Here is a 15,520-nt window from a genome sequence, read left to right as displayed (position 1 = left end):
AGGGACGAGCCAGGCGAAGGAGCTCAGGCCCGACGAAACAGCCTGAGTCCGAGGCTGGCCGGGGGTACCTCCCGCTTGCGGGGGCGGGACGAGCCAGGCGAAGGAGCTCAGGCCCGACGAACCAGCCTGCGCAATTACTCCGAGCCGCGAAGAACCGCCGCCACCGTGAGCGCCAGGATCTTGAGATCCAGCACCAGCGACCAGTTCTCGATGTAGTAGTTGTCCCATTCGGCGCGATCGGCGATCGAGGTCTGGCCACGGAGGCCGTGCACCTGCGCCCAGCCGGTGACGCCGGCTTTCACCCGATGTCGCTCACCGTAGCGCCGGATCTGCATCTCGAAGAGTTCGACGAACTCCGGCCGTTCGGGCCGCGGGCCCACCAGGCTCATGTCGCCCCGCAGCACGTTGATCAACTGCGGCAGTTCGTCCAGCGAGGTGGCGCGCATGAACTTGCCGATCTTCGTCCGGCGGTCCACCCCCTCGACACCGCCTGGCGCAGCACCGGTTTGGAGCTCGAACTGCGCATCCGAAGCGCGCGGGGGACGCATCGACCGGAACTTCAGACATTCGAACACCCGACCATCGCGTCCCACCCGGTCCTGGCCGAAGAAGATCGGTCCAGGGGAGCTCAGGCGGACCAACAGCATGAGCGTCAAGAACAACGGCGAGATCGCCAGTAGCCCAAGGCCGGCGATCACGCGGTCGGAGAGGTGTTTGGCGGCGAACTGCCACCCGTTGGGGTTGGTGTAGGCCAGGGCCAACAACGGCAGCCCGCCGATGTGGTCGATGTGTGCGCGTGCGCCGATGGTGTCGAACATGCGCGGCACCACCCACACCCGTAGTCCGAGTCGGTGAGCGATGTGGATGACGTCGGTGAGCACTTCGTCGCGACTTCGCGAGAACGCGATGACGATGTTCTGTGCACCCGTGGCCTCCACCACGGCTTCGAGGTGCTCGGGTGCACCGACATACGGAATCAAGAAGTCCGGCGCCGCGTCATTACCCGACTGCGGCGCCTCGACGTCGAGCAGTCCGATGGGCCGGAGCCCGTACTCTGGCGAGACCCGCAACCGCTCGACAATCTGGTGTGCCACACGGCCATTGCCCACGATAAGTGTGGGGACGGCGATGCGGCGCGGAAGCCGTAGCACACGGCTCCCCAGGAGAACGACGATCCGCCCCAGCGGAATGGCAATTGCTGCGCACGCCCAGGTCGTGAGCCAGATCTCGCTGCGCGAACCTTCGACCTTGTACAGGTTCAGGTTTCCGAACAACACGAGTACGGCCAGATGCAAAGACAACGCGAGCACAATCGCGACCTGGATCGGTCCGATGTCATCGATGGTCCGACGGTTGAGATCTGACCGATAGAGATTTCGCAGGCTCATCAGCCCTATCAATATCGGCACGAAGAGGGCCAGGAGCGCGAAGGGAATGTACTCGCCGACCCTCGTCAGCCACCACCACGCCACTGCCACCGCGATCGCCGCAAAAACGAAGTCGCCCACCATGGTGACGGTTTTGACGAAGGTGTCGGCGCGATCCCCGAAGGGCACCCGGAACCGGGGCTGGCCCGATGATTCTTGGGCGCGCAGCGCTTCGCTGATGCGTAGTCGCGTTGTCGTCGACGCATCGACGAGAGCGGGTCGAGGGGTCATCTGCGTCTCAGCCCGCCAACCGAGTGTCCGACAGAGGGCGTGAGACGTGCGCACGGGGCATCACCAGGACAAAACGCGAGCTATAGCCGGGGCACACAGCAAAAGGGTAAGCAGATTTTATCCCGCCCGCAAACACATCGGAGAAAAACAAAAAGTGCCCGTCGCGATTGCTCGCGACGGGCACTTCCTGCGAAACGCAGCAATTCGCCTGCTACTTGGCCTTTTCCAGGACCTCGACCAGACGCCAGCGCTTGGAAGCCGACAGCGGACGGGTTTCCATCAGCGAAACGCGATCGCCGATACCGGCATCGCCGTTCTCGTCGTGCGCCTTCACCTTGGTGGTGGTGCGGATGATCTTGCCGTACAGCGGGTGACTCTTGCGGTCTTCCAGCTCGACGACGATGGTCTTCTGCATCTTGTCGCTCACGACGTAGCCGATGGCGGTCTTGCGACGGCCACGCGGCTTCTCGGTGCGGGGCGTGTGCTTAGCGCCCTTTTCGTTCTCTGCCATCAGGATTCCTCACCACCATCGGGCCCGGACGTCAGACCCAGTTCACGTTCCCGCAGCACCGTGTAGATGCGTGCGATTTCCCGCCGCACCGTGCGGAGCCGGCGGTTGTTGTCCAGCTGTCCGGTAGCCATCTGGAAGCGCAGATTGAACAGCTCTTCCTTCGACTCGCGCAGACGATCGGTCAGCTCTTCCTCGGTGAGCTCACGCAGTTCGCCCGGCGACACTCCAACTGCCATCAGAACTGCTCCTCTCGAGTGATGATGCGTGCCTTGATCGGCAGCTTGTGGATCGCGCGGGTCAGTGCCTCGCGCGCGGTCTTCTCATCCGGGTAGCTGAGCTCGAAGAGCACGCGGCCCGGCTTGACGTTGGCGACCCACCACTCCGGCGAACCCTTACCGGAACCCATGCGGGTCTCGGCGGGCTTCTTGGTCAGCGGGCGGTCCGGGAAGATGTTGATCCACACCTTGCCGCCACGCTTGATGTGCCGGTTGATGGCGATACGAGCGGACTCGATCTGACGGTTGGTCAGATACGTGTGCTCCAGCGCCTGGATACCGTAGTCACCGAAGCTCACCGAAGTACCGCCGCTGGCGATACCGCGCTGGCGGGGGTGGTGCTGCTTGCGGTGCTTGACCCTGCGAGGGATAAGCATGTCTAGCTCTCCGTAGTCTCTGTCGCGCCTGCCGCGGCCTCGGTGCCTTGGGTCGCTTCGGCGACCGCGGGGGCCTCCGTGGCGGCCCGGCCGGCGTCAGTGCTGGTGGCGGTGGTGCCCGACGCACCGCTGCGACGCGGGCGAGTGCCCGACGGGCGCTCGCGACGCGGCCGGTCAGCGGCCGGGGCTGCGGCGGCCAGCTCACGCTTGCCACCCACGATGTCGCCCTTGTAGATCCAGACCTTCACGCCGATGCGGCCGAAGGTGGTCTTGGCTTCGTACAGGCCGTAGTCGATGTCGGCGCGCAGCGTGTGCAGCGGCACCCGGCCTTCGCGGTAGAACTCCGAGCGGCTCATCTCGGCGCCGCCGAGACGGCCCGAGCACTGCACCCGGATGCCCTTCACGTTGGGCTGACGCATCGCCGACTGGATGGCCTTGCGCATCGCGCGGCGGAACGCCACGCGGTTGCTCAGCTGCTCGGCGACACCCTGGGCCACGAGCTGCGCCTGGCTCTCGGGGTTCTTCACCTCGAGGATGTTCAGCTGGACCTGCTTCTTGGTCAGCTTCTCCAGGTCGGCGCGGATGCGGTCGGCTTCGGTGCCGCGACGGCCGATCACGATGCCGGGGCGCGCGGTGTGGATGTCGACGCGCACCCGGTCACGGGTGCGTTCGATCTCCACATCGGCGATGCCGGCGCGCTCCAGGCCGGTGGCCAGCAGACGGCGGATCGCGACGTCTTCCTTGACGTAGTCGGCGTACTGCTTGTCGGCGTACCACCGGGACTTCCAGTCGGTGGTGATACCGAGGCGGAAGCCGTGGGGATTGATCTTCTGGCCCACTACTCCGAGCCCTCCTTCGAATCGGTGGCCGTGGCTTCCGTGGCTTTCGCAGAAGCGGCCTTGCTGGCCTGCGCACGCCGCGAGCGCGCGTTGGAGGCACCCTTGGCGCCTCCGTCCTTGCGCGGACGCGACTCCACGATCACGGTGATGTGGCTGGTGCGCTTGCGGATCCGGTAGGCACGGCCCTGCGCGCGGGGACGGATGCGCTTGGCGGTGGGGCCTTCGTCGGCGAAGACGGTGGCGACCACCAGCGAGTCGGGGTCCAGACCCTCGTTGTTCTGCGCGTTGGCCGCGGCGCTGGCGATCACCTTGGCGACGGGCTCGCTGGCGCTCTGCGGCGCCCAGCGCAGGATGTCGAGCGCTTCGGCGACCGACTTACCACGCACCAGGTCGATGACCCGGCGCGCTTTGGTCGCCGAGACGCGCACGAAGCGCGCCTTGGCGGTCGCGGACGGATATTCGATTGCAGTAGTCATCGCCTCTTGCTCTTCCGGTCATCCTTGATGTGACCCTTGAAGGTGCGGGTGGGGGCGAACTCGCCCAGCTTGTGCCCGACCATCGCCTCGGTGACGAACACCGGCACGTGCTTGCGACCGTCGTGGACGGCGAAGGTGTGGCCGATGAAGTCGGGGAGGATGGTGGACCGACGGGACCAGGTCTTGATGACCTGCTTGGTGTTCTTCTCGTTCTGGACGTCGACCTTCTTGAGCAGATGGTCGTCGACGAACGGGCCCTTCTTCAGGCTGCGTGGCATCGCTTGATCCTTTCCGGCCTAGCGCTTCTTGCCGGTGCGCCGGCGGCGGACGATGAGCTTGTCGCTCGGCTTGTTGGGCTTGCGGGTACGGCCTTCAGGCTTACCCCACGGGCTGACCGGGTGGCGACCACCGGAGGTCTTGCCTTCACCACCACCGTGCGGGTGGTCGACCGGGTTCATCACGACACCGCGGACGGTGGGGCGCTTGCCCTTCCACCGCATACGGCCGGCCTTGCCCCAGTTGATGTTGGCCTGCTCGGCATTGCCCACCTCGCCGACGGTGGCGCGGCAGCGCACGTCGACGCGGCGGATCTCACCCGAGGGCATACGCAGGGAGGCGTAGGAGCCTTCCTTACCCAGCAGCTGGATGCTGACACCGGCCGAGCGGGCCAGCTTGGCACCGCCACCGGGCCGCAGCTCCACGGCGTGGATGACGGTACCGGCGGGGATGTTGCGCAGCGGCAGGTTGTTACCCGGCTTGATGTCGGCGTTGGCGCCGGACTCCACGATGGCACCCTGCTTGAGGCCTTCGGGGGCGATGATGTAGCGCTTCTCGCCGTCCACGAAGTGCAGCAGCGCGATGTTCGCGGTGCGGTTGGGGTCGTACTCGATGTGAGCGACCTTGGCGTCGACGCCGTCCTTGTCGTGGCGACGGAAGTCGATCAGACGGTAGGCACGCTTGTGCCCGCCACCCTTGTGCCGCGTGGTGATGCGGCCGTGCGCGTTGCGTCCACCCTTGCCGTGCAGCGGACGTACCAGCGACTTCTCCGGATGATCGCGAGTGATCTCGGCGAAATCGGAGACGCTGGCACCGCGGCGACCGGGGGTCGTCGGCTTGTACTTGCGAATAGCCATTAGTTAATCCTTAACTCCCGGCCGTCAGGCCGGTGCTCCGAACAGATCGATCGGCTTGCTACCGGGGGCCAGGGTCACCAGCGCGCGCTTGGTGCTCTTGCGCTGGCCGTAGCCGGCGCGGGTGCGCTTGCGCTTGCCCTGACGGTTCTGGGTGTTCACCGAATCGACCTTGACCTTGAAGATCTTCTCGATGGCGATCTTGATCTGGGTCTTGTTCGAATCCGGGTGCACGACGAACGTGTACACGTTGTCCTCGATCAGCCCGTACGACTTCTCCGAGATGACCGGGGCCAGGATGATGTCGCGGGGGTCAGCGATGGTAGCCATCAGGCAGACACCTCCTCTTTGGTGTTGGCGCTGATGTAGGCGTTCAAGGCCTCCACCGAGAACACCACGTCGTCAGCGTTGAGCACGTCGTAGGTGTTGAGCTGGTCCGGCGAGATCACATGCACGCCAGGCAGATTGCGCACGCTCTTGATGCTCACCTCGTCGGCGCGGCCGATCACGATCAGCACCTTCTTGTTCTCGGTCAGCGTCCCCAGGAACGCCTTGGCGCTCTTGGTCGACGGAGCCTGACCGGTCACCAGCTCGGTGACGGCGTGGATGCGCTCGTTACGCGCGCGGTCGCTCAGAGCGCCTCGCAGCGCGGCGGCGATCATCTTCTTGGGGGTGCGCTGGCTGTAGTCGCGCGGCTTGGGGCCGTGCACGATGCCACCACCGGTGAACTGCGGTGCGCGGGTCGAACCCTGACGGGCGCGACCGGTGCCCTTCTGCCGGTACGGCTTCTTGCCGCCGCCGGAGACCTCACCGCGGGTCTTGGTGGAGTGCGTGCCCTGACGCTTGGCGGCCAACTGCGCGGTGACCACCTGGTGCAACAGCGCGATGTTCGCCTCGACGTCGAACAGTTCGGCGGGCAGCTCGATGCTGTCGGCCTTCTTGCCGTCCGGGGTACGAACGTCGATCTTGCTAGCCATTACTTCTCACCTCGTTTGATCGCGCTGCGAACCATGACGAGCCCGCCGTTGCGGCCGGGGATGGCGCCCTTGATCAGGATGACGCCGTTCTCGGCGTCGACCTTGTGCACCTTCAGGTTCTGCGTGGTGACCTTGTCATTGCCCATCCGGCCGGACATGCGGGTGCCCTTGAAGACGCGACCCGGGGTGGCGCAGCCACCGATCGAGCCGGGCCGGCGGTGCACAGCCTGCGCGCCGTGGCTGGCGCCCTGGCCGCGGAAGCCGTGCCGCTTCATGGTGCCGGCGAAGCCCTTGCCCTTGCTGGTGCCGGTGACGTCGACGTACGCGCCGTCGGCGAAGATCTCGGCGGTCAGTTCCTGGCCGATCTCGTACTCAGCGGCGGCGGCCTCGTCGTCGAGACGGAGCTCGGCGAGGTGGCGGCGGGGGTTGATGCCTGCGGCGGCGAACTGACCGGTGACCGGCTTGTTCACCTTGCGGGGGCTGATCTCGCCGTAGGCGAGCTGGACGGCGCTGTAGCCGTCGGTCTCCTGGGTGCGGATACGGGTCACCACGTTGGGTCCGGCCTTGACGACCGTCACCGGAACGACCTTGTTGTTCTCGTCGAACACCTGTGTCATGCCCAGCTTGGTGCCCAGAATGCCTTTACGTGCCATTTCTGTAAGTCTCCTGGGGGCTTCTACTGGATGTTCACGTCGACGCTGGCCGGCAGATCGATGCGCATCAGGGCGTCAACGGTCTTCGGCGTCGGGTCGAGGATGTCGATCAGCCGCTTGTGCGTACGCATCTCGAAGTGTTCCCGCGAGTCCTTGTACTTGTGCGGGGACCGAATGACGCAGTACACGTTCTTCTCGGTCGGCAGCGGCACCGGCCCGACCACGCTTGCGCCCGTACGGGTGACCGTCTCGACGATCTTGCGCGCAGAGGCGTCAATGGCCTCGTGGTCGTAGGCCTTGAGCCTGATGCGGATCTTTTGTCCCGCCACGCTTCTCCTACCTCACTACTCACGGGGCTCCTCTTGGAGCCCCCAACTGTCGTCGTCCCGCGCGATGCCCGCGCGAAATGCCGCCGCTGTTTACCTGTCTCTGGTTCACCGGCCCCCGCGGTCGGGTGTGTCGCCCTCACGCAGCCTCGAACGCGTTCGATTTCTCGTACACACTCGTTGGTTGGACCGGACGCGCCCGTAGGGCGCAGGTCGTATGCCCGTACCGGATCCGGCCCGCAAGGGGCGTACCCGGCTCAAGGCAACCCGAACAGTATGCCCTAGATCCGGGCCCGATCCAAATCCCTGATCAGGGCCGGTTGCCGCTGCTCCGCCGCCGATTTCTGCACACGGGCCGCGATTACGGACGCATCACGACCGTAGCGCAGGAATCGGCCGCGCTACACCTCGACCAGATACGTGCCGTGCCCCTCGCGCACCAGGTCGCCGTCGAACGTGAGCACCTCGTTGACCAGGCCGCCGGCCTGGTTGCGGTAGTGCAGCACCAGCGTCGACTCCCCCGCGTACACGCCGACGATGTCGAAGTGCAGGTCCGGGATCAGCGGCAGCGCAGAAACCCAGTACGCACGCAAGGCTTCCTTACCCCTGACCACGCCCCCGGTCTCGGGGAGCACCCGGGCGGCCACCGGCGAGGTGAACAGCACGTCGTCGTGAAAGTGGGCCAGTACCGCCTCGATGTCGTGCGCGTTCCAGGCATCCACCCACTGCTGGGCGAAGCGACGCGGGTCCGGTGTCGGTATGGCTCTCCTATCGCTGGACCGTGCTGGCCCAGAAATCACACTGATGCTCCTGCTCGAAGCCGGTGACAACGCGGCTGCCGTCCGCGTCGAACGACATCCACGCCTTGGTGTCCCCCCCGCGGCGTGGCCACCCCGGGGCGTCCGCGGCGGCGGGCACACCGTCGGTGACGAACCGGCTGAAGTAACCGATCATCTGGTCGGAGAGCTTCTGCTGCACCGGGTCGAGTGCGGGTGCGCCGCCCACGTCGAACAGGTAGCGCAGTTCCAGCGAGTGGCTGGCGCCCACCGGAAACGGCACCTGCCGCAGCGGTTCGGGTGCGGGGGCGGTGCGGTCGTTGAACTCATAGGCGTACACCGCCGCACCCGTCTTGGCCATGTCGTCGCCCATCCGGTCGGCCACACAGGCGAAGGCACCGTCGGTGACGGCCGCCGAATACGCCGACGAGACATTGTCTCCGTAGGCCGCCAGCGGGTACCGCTGTTCGACGGCGGCGGCGTGCGGGCCGAATGTGTCGGCGAGCAGCCGCGGATAGTCGGCCGGCTCCGGCTCCCGGTTCTCCCGCAGATACTGCAGGGCCATGAACAGGGTGAACTCGTCACGGGTGGTGCCGATCAACACCGGCACCTTCAATGCCTTGCCCTCGGCCATCGCCTTCACCGGGTCCACCGGCAGCATCGAGGTGCCGGTGACCGGCCCCGACAGTGCGTCGTCGCCGATCCTGCCGAAGTAGACCGGCTGCTCCAGAGCCGCCGGGGGTAGGGCGCGCAGGCAGGCCGGCGCAGTCACCGGGTCCGGGCAGCCCACCGTCGCCGCGTACTCGAGGCTGGGCTGGCGGGCTGCGGCGACATCGAGTTGCGCCTGGCAGGGCCCGCTCATCAGGATGGCGGCCCGGAACAATCCCGCCGATTCGGGGGCCACCAGGTGGTCACACACCGACATCGCGCCGGCCGACTCCCCCGCCACGGTCACCTTCTTCGGGTCGCCGCCGAACGCTGCGATGTTGTCGCGGACCCATCGCAGCGCCGCCTGCTGATCGGCCAATCCGTAGTTGCCCAGCTGTTCCGGAGGTCCCAGCGCCGGGTGCGCCAGGAACCCGAGAGCGCCGAGCCGGTAGTTGACGGTGACGACGACCATGCGGCCCTTGGCGGCCAGCCACTGCGCGTTGTAGAGGTCGGCGCTGCCGTTGACGAACGCGCCGCCGTGGATCCACACCATCACCGGCAGTCCGACCGCACCGGTGGGTGACCACACGTTGAGCGACAGGCAGTCTTCGCTGGCGATTCGACCGAAGTCGGGATCGAGGCTGGTGTCCTGGACGCAACGGGGCCCCGGCTTGCTGGCATCGAACATCTCCGGCCGGGGCGCCGGCGGGGCGGGCGGCTGCCAGCGTCGTTCGCCGACAGGTGGTGCGGCGTACGGAATGCCTTGGAAGAGAACATGATCGGGGGCCACAAGCCCACGCACCGATCCCGAGTCGGTACGCACCACGCCGGAACCGAGGGTTGGATCGGGTGTCGGCACCTGGTCGTCGCCCGAGGCTTGACTGCCGCCACCGCTACATCCGCAGGCGATCAGCAGCACGAGAACCGCCAGCAGGGCCACCCACCCTCGTCGGATGGGCCGTCGATTGAAAGAGTCCAAAGTAATCGGGACTTTAGCCGCAAATCCCTCCCGCCCGCTCCGAGGTTCCTCCACACTGGAAACCTGACACCCGTCAATTAGGAGTCGCCGCATGAGCACACCCACCCAGGACCGCCGAACCAGCCTGGAAGGCCAGGTACTGGCCGACCCCACCGCCTACGCCGACGACAATCGGCTACATGCGGCGCTGACTCATCTGCGGGCCCACGAACCCGTCGCCTGGGTGGACAAGTCTCCGTATCGGCCGTTCTGGGCCATCACCAAGCACGCCGACATCATGGCCATCGAGCGCGAGAACAACCTGTTCATCAGCGAGCCGCGCCCCTTGCTCAGCACCGCCCAGGCCGACGACCTGGCCAAGGCACAGCTGGAGGCCGGGATGGGGCTGCGCACGCTCATCCACATGGATGACCCGCACCACCGCGATGTCCGGGCCATCGGCGCCGACTGGTTCCGCCCGAAAGCCATGCGCGCGCTGAAGGTCCGGGTGGACGAGCTGGCCAGACGTTATGTCGACCAGATGCGAGACATCGGCCCGGAATGCGATTTTGTCACCGACATCGCCGTCCAGTTCCCGCTGTACGTCATCATGTCGCTGCTCGGGCTCCCCGAGGAGGACTACGGCCGCATGCACACCCTCACCCAGGAGATGTTCGGCGGCGACGACGACGAGTACAAGCGCGGCACCACACCCGAGGAGCAGATGGCGGTGCTGCTGGACTTCTTCGCCTACTTCTCCACCCTCACCGCGTCGCGGCGCGAGAGCCCTACCGACGACCTGGCCTCGGCCATCGCCAACGGGCGCATCAACGGCGAGCCGCTGTCCGATGTCGACACCGCGTCCTACTACGTGATCGTCGCCAGCGCTGGTCATGACACCACCAAGGACGCCATCTCCGGGGGCCTGCGCGCCCTGATCGACAACCCCGGCGAGCTGGACCGGTTGCGCAACGACCTGAGCCTGATGCCGACTGCGGTGGAGGAGATGATCCGCTGGAGCACCCCGGTCAAGGAGTTCATGCGCACTGCCACCGCCGACACCGAAGTGCGTGGCGTGCGCATCGCCGAAGGGGAATCGGTGTACCTGGCCTATGTGTCGGGCAACCGCGACGAGGAGGTCTTCACCGATCCGTTCCGGTTCGACGTCGCCCGCGACCCGAACCGGCACGTGGCGTTCGGCTACGGAGTGCATTTCTGCCTGGGCGCCGCGCTGGCCCGGATGGAGATGAACAGCCTGTTCACCGAGCTGCTCCCCCGGCTCCAGTCGATCGAACTGGCCGGCGAACCCGAACTGTCAGCGACGACGTTCGTGGGCGGGCTCAAGCATCTGCCGATCCGCTATTCCGTGAGGTGAGCCTTGGAGCCGGCGTGGGTGGCCAAGAAGCCATCCACCGCCAGCACCGCCAGCCGGCGGTAGTCGACGTCGGGCAGCGTGCTGAGTTTGCCCAGCGCGATCGGCCCCAGTAGCAGTGCGGCGGCCTCGACATGATCGACCTCGCCCAGTTCGGCTACGGCGTCCGGACTGTCGAGGATGGCGTCGAACGGCGCCGCGTACTGTTCGGCCACCCGTTCCCGCAGCGTGCGCACCTCGGCGCTGTCATCAGAGGACGGATACTGTTCCATGTCGCCGCCGAGGGACAGCCAGGACATGGCGGTCAGGCTCACCGGCGCTTCGGCGATCAACTCGGCCTGCGCCTGCACCAGGGCGATCAGCCGGTCCCGCAGCGAACCCTCGTCGGGCGGTGTGGGCGCCGGCGGGATGAGTGCGTGGAAAGCGGCGGCCACCAGGTCGTGACCGCTGGGGAAATGCCGGTAGAGCGTTGCCCGGGCCACGTTGGCACCGCGCAGCACCGCGTCGACGGTGACGGCGTTGGGGCCACCGCTACGCAACAGCGCCGTGGCGGACTCGAGTAGACGGGCACGTGATCGTGCCGGCCGCGGGTCGCTGCGCCCGGCGGTCATCGCAGGCTCCTTCTTCACCGGCGAGACTGTGCGTCCCTGTACAAGACTGTTAGTCTCGAAAGTACGTCCACCGAAGAGGAGCGCCATCATGGTCGACACCCTCGCTCGGCCCGACAAGCCTACCGACCCCGCCCTGGCGGAGATGTCAACGCGCGCTCGCGTGTGGCTGCTGATCGTCGCGTGCCTGGACGTCAGCATCGTCGTGTCGTCGATGATCGCGCTGAACACCGCCCTCGGTGACATCGCCGTGCAGACGTCGGCCACCCAGACACAGCTCACCTGGGTGGTCGACGGCTACACCCTGGTGATGGCGTGCCTGCTGCTGCCCGCCGGAGCGATCGGCGACCGGTATGGCCGCCGCGGCGCGCTGCTGATCGGCCTGGCCGTGTTCACCATCGCCTCCGCCGCGCCGTTGCTGTTCTCCGATGCCGGCCAGCTGATCGCCGCGCGGGCGGTGGCCGGTGCGGGTGCGGCATTCATCATGCCGGCGACGCTCTCACTGTTGACGGCGGCCTATCCAAAGGCCGAGCGCAACAAGGCCGTTGGCATCTGGGCCGGTGTCGTCGGCTCCGGGGCCGTCTTCGGCTTCCTGGGATCCGGTGTCCTGCTGCACTTCTGGTCCTGGCAATCCATCTTCTGGGCGTTCGCTGCGGCCGGGCTGACGATGTTCGTGCTGACCTGCACCGTGCGGTCCTCCCGCGACGAGGACGCCACCTCACTGGACTGGAGGGGCGCGGCGCTGATCGCCGCCGCGGTCGCGGTGTTCGTCTTCGGCGTCATGGAGGCCCCGGCACGCGGCTGGACCGACCTGCTGGTGGTCGGCTGTATGGCGGGCGGACTGGCGCTGGCCGCGGCATTCGCGCTGGTCGAGCTGAAGGTCGGGAAGCCGATGCTCGACGTCCGGCTGTTCGGCAATCCGTCGTTCGCCACCGGCGCCGTCGGCATCACGTTGTTGTTCTTCGCGAACTTCGGCTTCTTCTTCGTCGGCATCCAGTACATCCAGTTGGTGATGGGCTACAGCCCGCTCATGACCGCCGCCGCCCTGGTTCCGCTGATGGGTCCGGTGCTGCTGCTCAGCGCCGCCAACGGCTGGTATCTGCCGAGGGTGGGCCTGCGCGTGGTGTTGTTCGTCGGCCTGCTGCTGATCGCCGCCGGACTGCTGTGCATGCTGCTGCTCGAGGTCGACTCGCCGTATGTCGATCTCGCGTGGCCGCTGCTGATCATGAGCACCGGTATCGGGTTGTGCACCGCTCCCACCACGTCCGCGATCATGGGCTCGGCACCCGACGAGAAGCAGGGTGTGGCCTCCGCGGTCAACGACACCACCCGCGAGTTGGGCGCTGCGCTGGGCATCGCCGTCGCCGGTTCGCTGTTGGCGGCCCGCTACGGCCAGATGCTGGCACCGGAGCTGACCGAGCTGCCGGAACCGGCCCGTGAACCGGCGCTGAGTTCGCTCGCCGAAGCCATTGCGGTGGCTGACCAGCTGGGCCCGTCGGGCGCCGGACTCGCCGACATGGCCCGCACCGCGTTCCTGGACGCGATGGACTCCTCCCTGCTGGCGCTGGCGGTGGTACTCGGCGTGGCCGCGGTGTTCGTCGGAATCTGGGCGCCGGGACGCGACGGCAGGCAGCTGCGGGCGGTGCGGTTGCTGCTCACCCGTCGCCGCCGCAAATCGATCGGCCGCCACCGCTCCTGACGAGATCGGCTGCGGCACTGGCAGTTGCACTTCCGACGGGCACAGCACCGGCGCCGGCACTAGGCTGCAAACGTGCGGCTCCTGCTGGTCAACCCGAACACCACCGCGTCCATGACATCGGCCATCGAGGCCACCGCGGCGTCCGTGGCGCGCCCGGCCACCGTCGTGGAGGCTGTGAACCCTGCGTTCGGGCCGGCGAGCATCGAAAGTGACGACGACGAACGACGTTGTGTGCCAGGCTTACTGGATCAGCTCAGCGCCGCAGCACATCGGCCCGTGGAAACCCGGCCGGACGCGTACGTGATCGCCTGCTTCGGCGACCCGGGTTTGGAGGAGGCGCGCAAGCTGGTCACGGAGCCGGTGCTCGGCATCGCCCAGGCCGCCATGCACGCCGCCGCCCTGGCCGCAGGCACGTTCTCGGTGGTCACCTCGATGTCGTCGACGGTGCCGCGAGGTTGGGAGCTGGCCAAGACCTACACCCCGGCCGCCTGTCTGGGCGTGTACGCCAGCGACATCCCGGTGCTGCAGATCGACTCCGACCCCACCACCATCGAGCCCATCGGCCGGTTGTGCGCGCATGCTTTGCAGGCCGACGGCAGCCGGTCGATCGTGCTGGGTTGCGCCGCCATGGCCCGCTTCGCCGAACCCCTGCGCCAGCAGCTCGGGGTGCCGGTGATCGACGGCGTGGTGGCCGCGACCTTGCTGGCCGAAGCGCTGGCTCCGCTGGCCTGACCTTTGGGATTTGGGCGCGCTGGTAACCGCTCAGCGGTTGGAAACGCGCCGAAATCACACGAAGGCCGCCGCCCGGTAGGCGAGCATCGCGATGGTGGCGTGCGGGCCGCGGCTCGGCACGGCAGGCAGCACCGACCCGTCGACCACCCAGAGGCCGTCCACACCCAGGACCCGGCACTGCGGATCCGTCACCGCAGCCGGGTCCCCGTCGAGACCCATCGGCGCCGTCGCGCACAAATGCTGGGAGGTGGCCCACGCGGGTTCCCCGATTTCGGTTGCTGCGCCTGCCAATTCCCGGGCGATCCCGGTACCGCGCTGCAAAGCCTCGACATCCGCGGGATCGCGGTCGTAGTGGTGCTCGATGCGAAGCGGTACCGCCGGGTCGGCGGACACCAGCGTCACGCGCCCCCGTGAGCGGGGCTGCATCAAAGCCACCCCGAGGTGCGGCCAATCCGGGCGCCCACCGATCCCGTCGCCGACCATGGCAACGAAACCACCTGTGTAGGGCCGTATCTCGATCTGGTTGCGCAGGCTCAACACCACCTCGAGAACGGGCCTGCTGGCGACGACCGCCCAGTCGGTGGGCAACACCCATTCGGGGTGGTCGGCGCAGCGACGGCCCACCGGGGCGGGCACGGTGACCGTCACTCCGGCCTCACGCAGCTGCGTCTCGTCGCCGACTCCGGAGAGCATCAGCAGGTGTGCTGAGCCGATTGCCCCGCAGGACAGCACGATTCGGTCGGCGGTCAGGGTGGCCGGGCCGTCCGGCCCCACGACCTCGACGCCGGTTGCCCGGCCGGCCTCGATCCGCACCCGGTGCGCTCGGGTACCGGTCCGCAGGACGAGGTTTGCTCTGCTCAACGCCGGCTCCAGGAACGCCGCGCCGGGCCCGGTACGGACACCGTCGACGATGTTCAGCGGCACCGCGCCGATACCGTCCACTGCGCCGGTCATGGCGTCGGTGCCATTCAGGTCGGGCAGCCACGCAAAACCCGCCCGCTCGGCCGCGGTGACGAAGGCCGCGGTGCTGCCTGCCAGGTCGCTGGTGCGCCGGATGCGGATCGGTCCGCGGTCTCCGTGCTCGGGGTGGGCGCCGAAGTCCAGATCGGTCTCGATGGCCCGGTAGCTTGCCAGCACGTCGCCCCAACTCCACCCCGGCAAATCCCAGCCTCCGATGTCCGCAGGCGTGGCCCGGCAGAAGTAGCCCCCGTTGACCGCTCCGGAGCCGCCCACCGTGGCCCCCCGCACGATCTGCGCAACCCGTTGTGGGTCGGCGGTCAGTTCGGTCTGGAATCGCGCCACCAGTGGGCTCGCCGCGCCGATCGGCAACTGCAGACCGTTGCGTGTCAGGGCGGTGACACCGGGTTGCTGTGGGCCGGGCCCGGCTTCCACCACGGTCACCGAACGGCTGCCATCCGCCGAAAGTCGCTCGGCCAGTATGGATCCGGCGCTACCGGCACCGATGATCAGGACATCGCTGTGCGAGGAGACGGACAAGGCGGACA

General features: G+C 67.4%; 18 protein-coding genes and 1 pseudogene. 3 read left to right on the top strand and 16 right to left on the bottom strand.

Annotation, left to right across the window (positions count from 1 at the left end; genetic code table 11):
- Window positions 1-134: 134 nt before the first annotated feature.
- The 14 genes and pseudogenes from AC3A6P_RS08625 to AC3A6P_RS08560 all read right to left on the bottom strand — a co-directional run bounded on the left by AC3A6P_RS08625 (window position 135) and on the right by AC3A6P_RS08560 (window position 9,586).
- Window positions 135-1,658: a sugar transferase gene (locus AC3A6P_RS08625; RefSeq protein WP_487690774.1), complete on the bottom strand. Its 1,524-nt coding sequence runs from the start codon at window positions 1,656-1,658 to the stop codon at window positions 135-137.
- Window positions 1,659-1,869: 211 nt separating this feature from the next.
- On the bottom strand, window positions 1,870-2,169 hold the full coding sequence (rpsQ, locus tag AC3A6P_RS08620) for a 30S ribosomal protein S17 (RefSeq protein WP_487690772.1): 300 nt from the start codon (window positions 2,167-2,169) through the stop codon (window positions 1,870-1,872).
- Window positions 2,169-2,405: a 50S ribosomal protein L29 gene (gene rpmC / locus AC3A6P_RS08615; protein ID WP_487690770.1), complete on the bottom strand. Its 237-nt coding sequence runs from the start codon at window positions 2,403-2,405 to the stop codon at window positions 2,169-2,171. Before rpmC ends, rpsQ begins: the two co-directional genes overlap by 1 nt.
- On the bottom strand, window positions 2,405-2,821 hold the full coding sequence (gene rplP / locus AC3A6P_RS08610) for a 50S ribosomal protein L16 (RefSeq protein WP_083736073.1): 417 nt from the start codon (window positions 2,819-2,821) through the stop codon (window positions 2,405-2,407). Before rplP ends, rpmC begins: the two co-directional genes overlap by 1 nt.
- Before the next feature lie 2 nt (window positions 2,822-2,823).
- Window positions 2,824-3,660 (bottom strand): 30S ribosomal protein S3, encoded by an 837-nt coding sequence (rpsC, locus tag AC3A6P_RS08605; protein ID WP_487690768.1) that lies wholly within the window; start codon window positions 3,658-3,660, stop codon window positions 2,824-2,826.
- Window positions 3,661-3,686: 26 nt separating this feature from the next.
- Window positions 3,687-4,136, bottom strand: a pseudogene (rplV, locus tag AC3A6P_RS08600) (50S ribosomal protein L22); the annotation flags it as partial.
- Window positions 4,133-4,414, bottom strand: a complete 282-nt coding sequence (gene rpsS / locus AC3A6P_RS08595) for a 30S ribosomal protein S19 (protein WP_003883480.1) — start codon at window positions 4,412-4,414, stop codon at window positions 4,133-4,135. The pseudogene rplV and the gene rpsS, both read right to left, overlap by 4 nt.
- An 18-nt stretch (window positions 4,415-4,432) precedes the next feature.
- Entirely contained in the window at window positions 4,433-5,269 is an 837-nt protein-coding gene (gene rplB, locus AC3A6P_RS08590) for a 50S ribosomal protein L2 (RefSeq protein WP_487690765.1), read from the bottom strand.
- Between the two features lie 24 nt (window positions 5,270-5,293).
- Window positions 5,294-5,596, bottom strand: a complete 303-nt coding sequence (gene rplW / locus AC3A6P_RS08585; protein ID WP_487690764.1) for a 50S ribosomal protein L23 — start codon at window positions 5,594-5,596, stop codon at window positions 5,294-5,296.
- Window positions 5,596-6,243 (bottom strand): 50S ribosomal protein L4, encoded by a 648-nt coding sequence (gene rplD / locus AC3A6P_RS08580; protein WP_487690763.1) that lies wholly within the window; start codon window positions 6,241-6,243, stop codon window positions 5,596-5,598. The genes rplW and rplD overlap by 1 nt, the downstream gene beginning before the upstream one ends.
- Window positions 6,243-6,896: a 50S ribosomal protein L3 gene (gene rplC, locus AC3A6P_RS08575; RefSeq protein ID WP_487690761.1), complete on the bottom strand. Its 654-nt coding sequence runs from the start codon at window positions 6,894-6,896 to the stop codon at window positions 6,243-6,245. The genes rplD and rplC overlap by 1 nt, the downstream gene beginning before the upstream one ends.
- Window positions 6,897-6,919: 23 nt before the next feature.
- A complete protein-coding gene (rpsJ, locus tag AC3A6P_RS08570; protein ID WP_003883485.1) occupies window positions 6,920-7,225 on the bottom strand; it encodes a 30S ribosomal protein S10 in 306 nt (101 codons plus the stop codon).
- Between the two features lie 398 nt (window positions 7,226-7,623).
- Window positions 7,624-7,983, bottom strand: coding sequence for a nuclear transport factor 2 family protein (locus tag AC3A6P_RS08565; RefSeq protein ID WP_487691441.1), 360 nt, complete (start codon window positions 7,981-7,983; stop codon window positions 7,624-7,626).
- Window positions 7,984-7,990: 7 nt separating this feature from the next.
- On the bottom strand, window positions 7,991-9,586 hold the full coding sequence (locus AC3A6P_RS08560; protein ID WP_487690748.1) for a carboxylesterase/lipase family protein: 1,596 nt from the start codon (window positions 9,584-9,586) through the stop codon (window positions 7,991-7,993).
- 130 nt (window positions 9,587-9,716) lie between these two features.
- On the opposite strand from AC3A6P_RS08560, the gene AC3A6P_RS08555 reads away from it, so the two are divergent.
- Window positions 9,717-10,979 (top strand): cytochrome P450, encoded by a 1,263-nt coding sequence (locus AC3A6P_RS08555; RefSeq protein ID WP_487690746.1) that lies wholly within the window; start codon window positions 9,717-9,719, stop codon window positions 10,977-10,979.
- On the opposite strand, the gene AC3A6P_RS08550 is transcribed toward AC3A6P_RS08555, so the two are convergent.
- Window positions 10,964-11,587, bottom strand: coding sequence for a TetR/AcrR family transcriptional regulator (locus tag AC3A6P_RS08550; protein ID WP_487691440.1), 624 nt, complete (start codon window positions 11,585-11,587; stop codon window positions 10,964-10,966). The two genes, AC3A6P_RS08555 and AC3A6P_RS08550, sit on opposite strands and share 16 nt — an antisense overlap.
- An 88-nt stretch (window positions 11,588-11,675) precedes the next feature.
- Between AC3A6P_RS08550 and AC3A6P_RS08545 the strand changes: the two genes are divergently transcribed.
- Window positions 11,676-13,283, top strand: coding sequence for an MFS transporter (locus tag AC3A6P_RS08545; RefSeq protein WP_487690744.1), 1,608 nt, complete (start codon window positions 11,676-11,678; stop codon window positions 13,281-13,283).
- Window positions 13,284-13,355: 72 nt separating this feature from the next.
- Window positions 13,356-14,015 (top strand): aspartate/glutamate racemase family protein, encoded by a 660-nt coding sequence (locus tag AC3A6P_RS08540; protein ID WP_487690743.1) that lies wholly within the window; start codon window positions 13,356-13,358, stop codon window positions 14,013-14,015.
- A gap of 54 nt (window positions 14,016-14,069) precedes the next feature.
- Here the strand turns inward: AC3A6P_RS08540 and mftG are convergent, their stop codons facing one another.
- On the bottom strand, window positions 14,070-15,512 hold the full coding sequence (gene mftG, locus AC3A6P_RS08535) for a mycofactocin dehydrogenase MftG (RefSeq protein ID WP_487690742.1): 1,443 nt from the start codon (window positions 15,510-15,512) through the stop codon (window positions 14,070-14,072).
- Window positions 15,513-15,520: the final 8 nt, after the last annotated feature.

It is taken from the genome of Mycobacterium sp. Soil_C_30 (genome assembly GCF_057656995.1).
The sequence above is the reverse complement of the archived record's forward strand: the minus strand, read 5'-3'. Positions and strand labels throughout refer to the sequence as shown.

Coding starts and splice junctions, on each gene's coding strand:
- AC3A6P_RS08625 (WP_487690774.1), bottom strand. CDS start 1,658: ATGACCCCTCGACCCGCTCTCGTCGATGCGTCGACGACAACGCGACTA.
- rpsQ (WP_487690772.1), bottom strand. CDS start 2,169: ATGGCAGAGAACGAAAAGGGCGCTAAGCACACGCCCCGCACCGAGAAG.
- rpmC (WP_487690770.1), bottom strand. CDS start 2,405: ATGGCAGTTGGAGTGTCGCCGGGCGAACTGCGTGAGCTCACCGAGGAA.
- rplP (WP_083736073.1), bottom strand. CDS start 2,821: ATGCTTATCCCTCGCAGGGTCAAGCACCGCAAGCAGCACCACCCCCGC.
- rpsS (WP_003883480.1), bottom strand. CDS start 4,414: ATGCCACGCAGCCTGAAGAAGGGCCCGTTCGTCGACGACCATCTGCTC.
- rplB (WP_487690765.1), bottom strand. CDS start 5,269: ATGGCTATTCGCAAGTACAAGCCGACGACCCCCGGTCGCCGCGGTGCC.
- rplW (WP_487690764.1), bottom strand. CDS start 5,596: ATGGCTACCATCGCTGACCCCCGCGACATCATCCTGGCCCCGGTCATC.
- rplD (WP_487690763.1), bottom strand. CDS start 6,243: ATGGCTAGCAAGATCGACGTTCGTACCCCGGACGGCAAGAAGGCCGAC.
- rplC (WP_487690761.1), bottom strand. CDS start 6,896: ATGGCACGTAAAGGCATTCTGGGCACCAAGCTGGGCATGACACAGGTG.
- AC3A6P_RS08555 (WP_487690746.1), top strand. CDS start 9,717: ATGAGCACACCCACCCAGGACCGCCGAACCAGCCTGGAAGGCCAGGTA.
- AC3A6P_RS08550 (WP_487691440.1), bottom strand. CDS start 11,587: ATGACCGCCGGGCGCAGCGACCCGCGGCCGGCACGATCACGTGCCCGT.
- AC3A6P_RS08545 (WP_487690744.1), top strand. CDS start 11,676: ATGGTCGACACCCTCGCTCGGCCCGACAAGCCTACCGACCCCGCCCTG.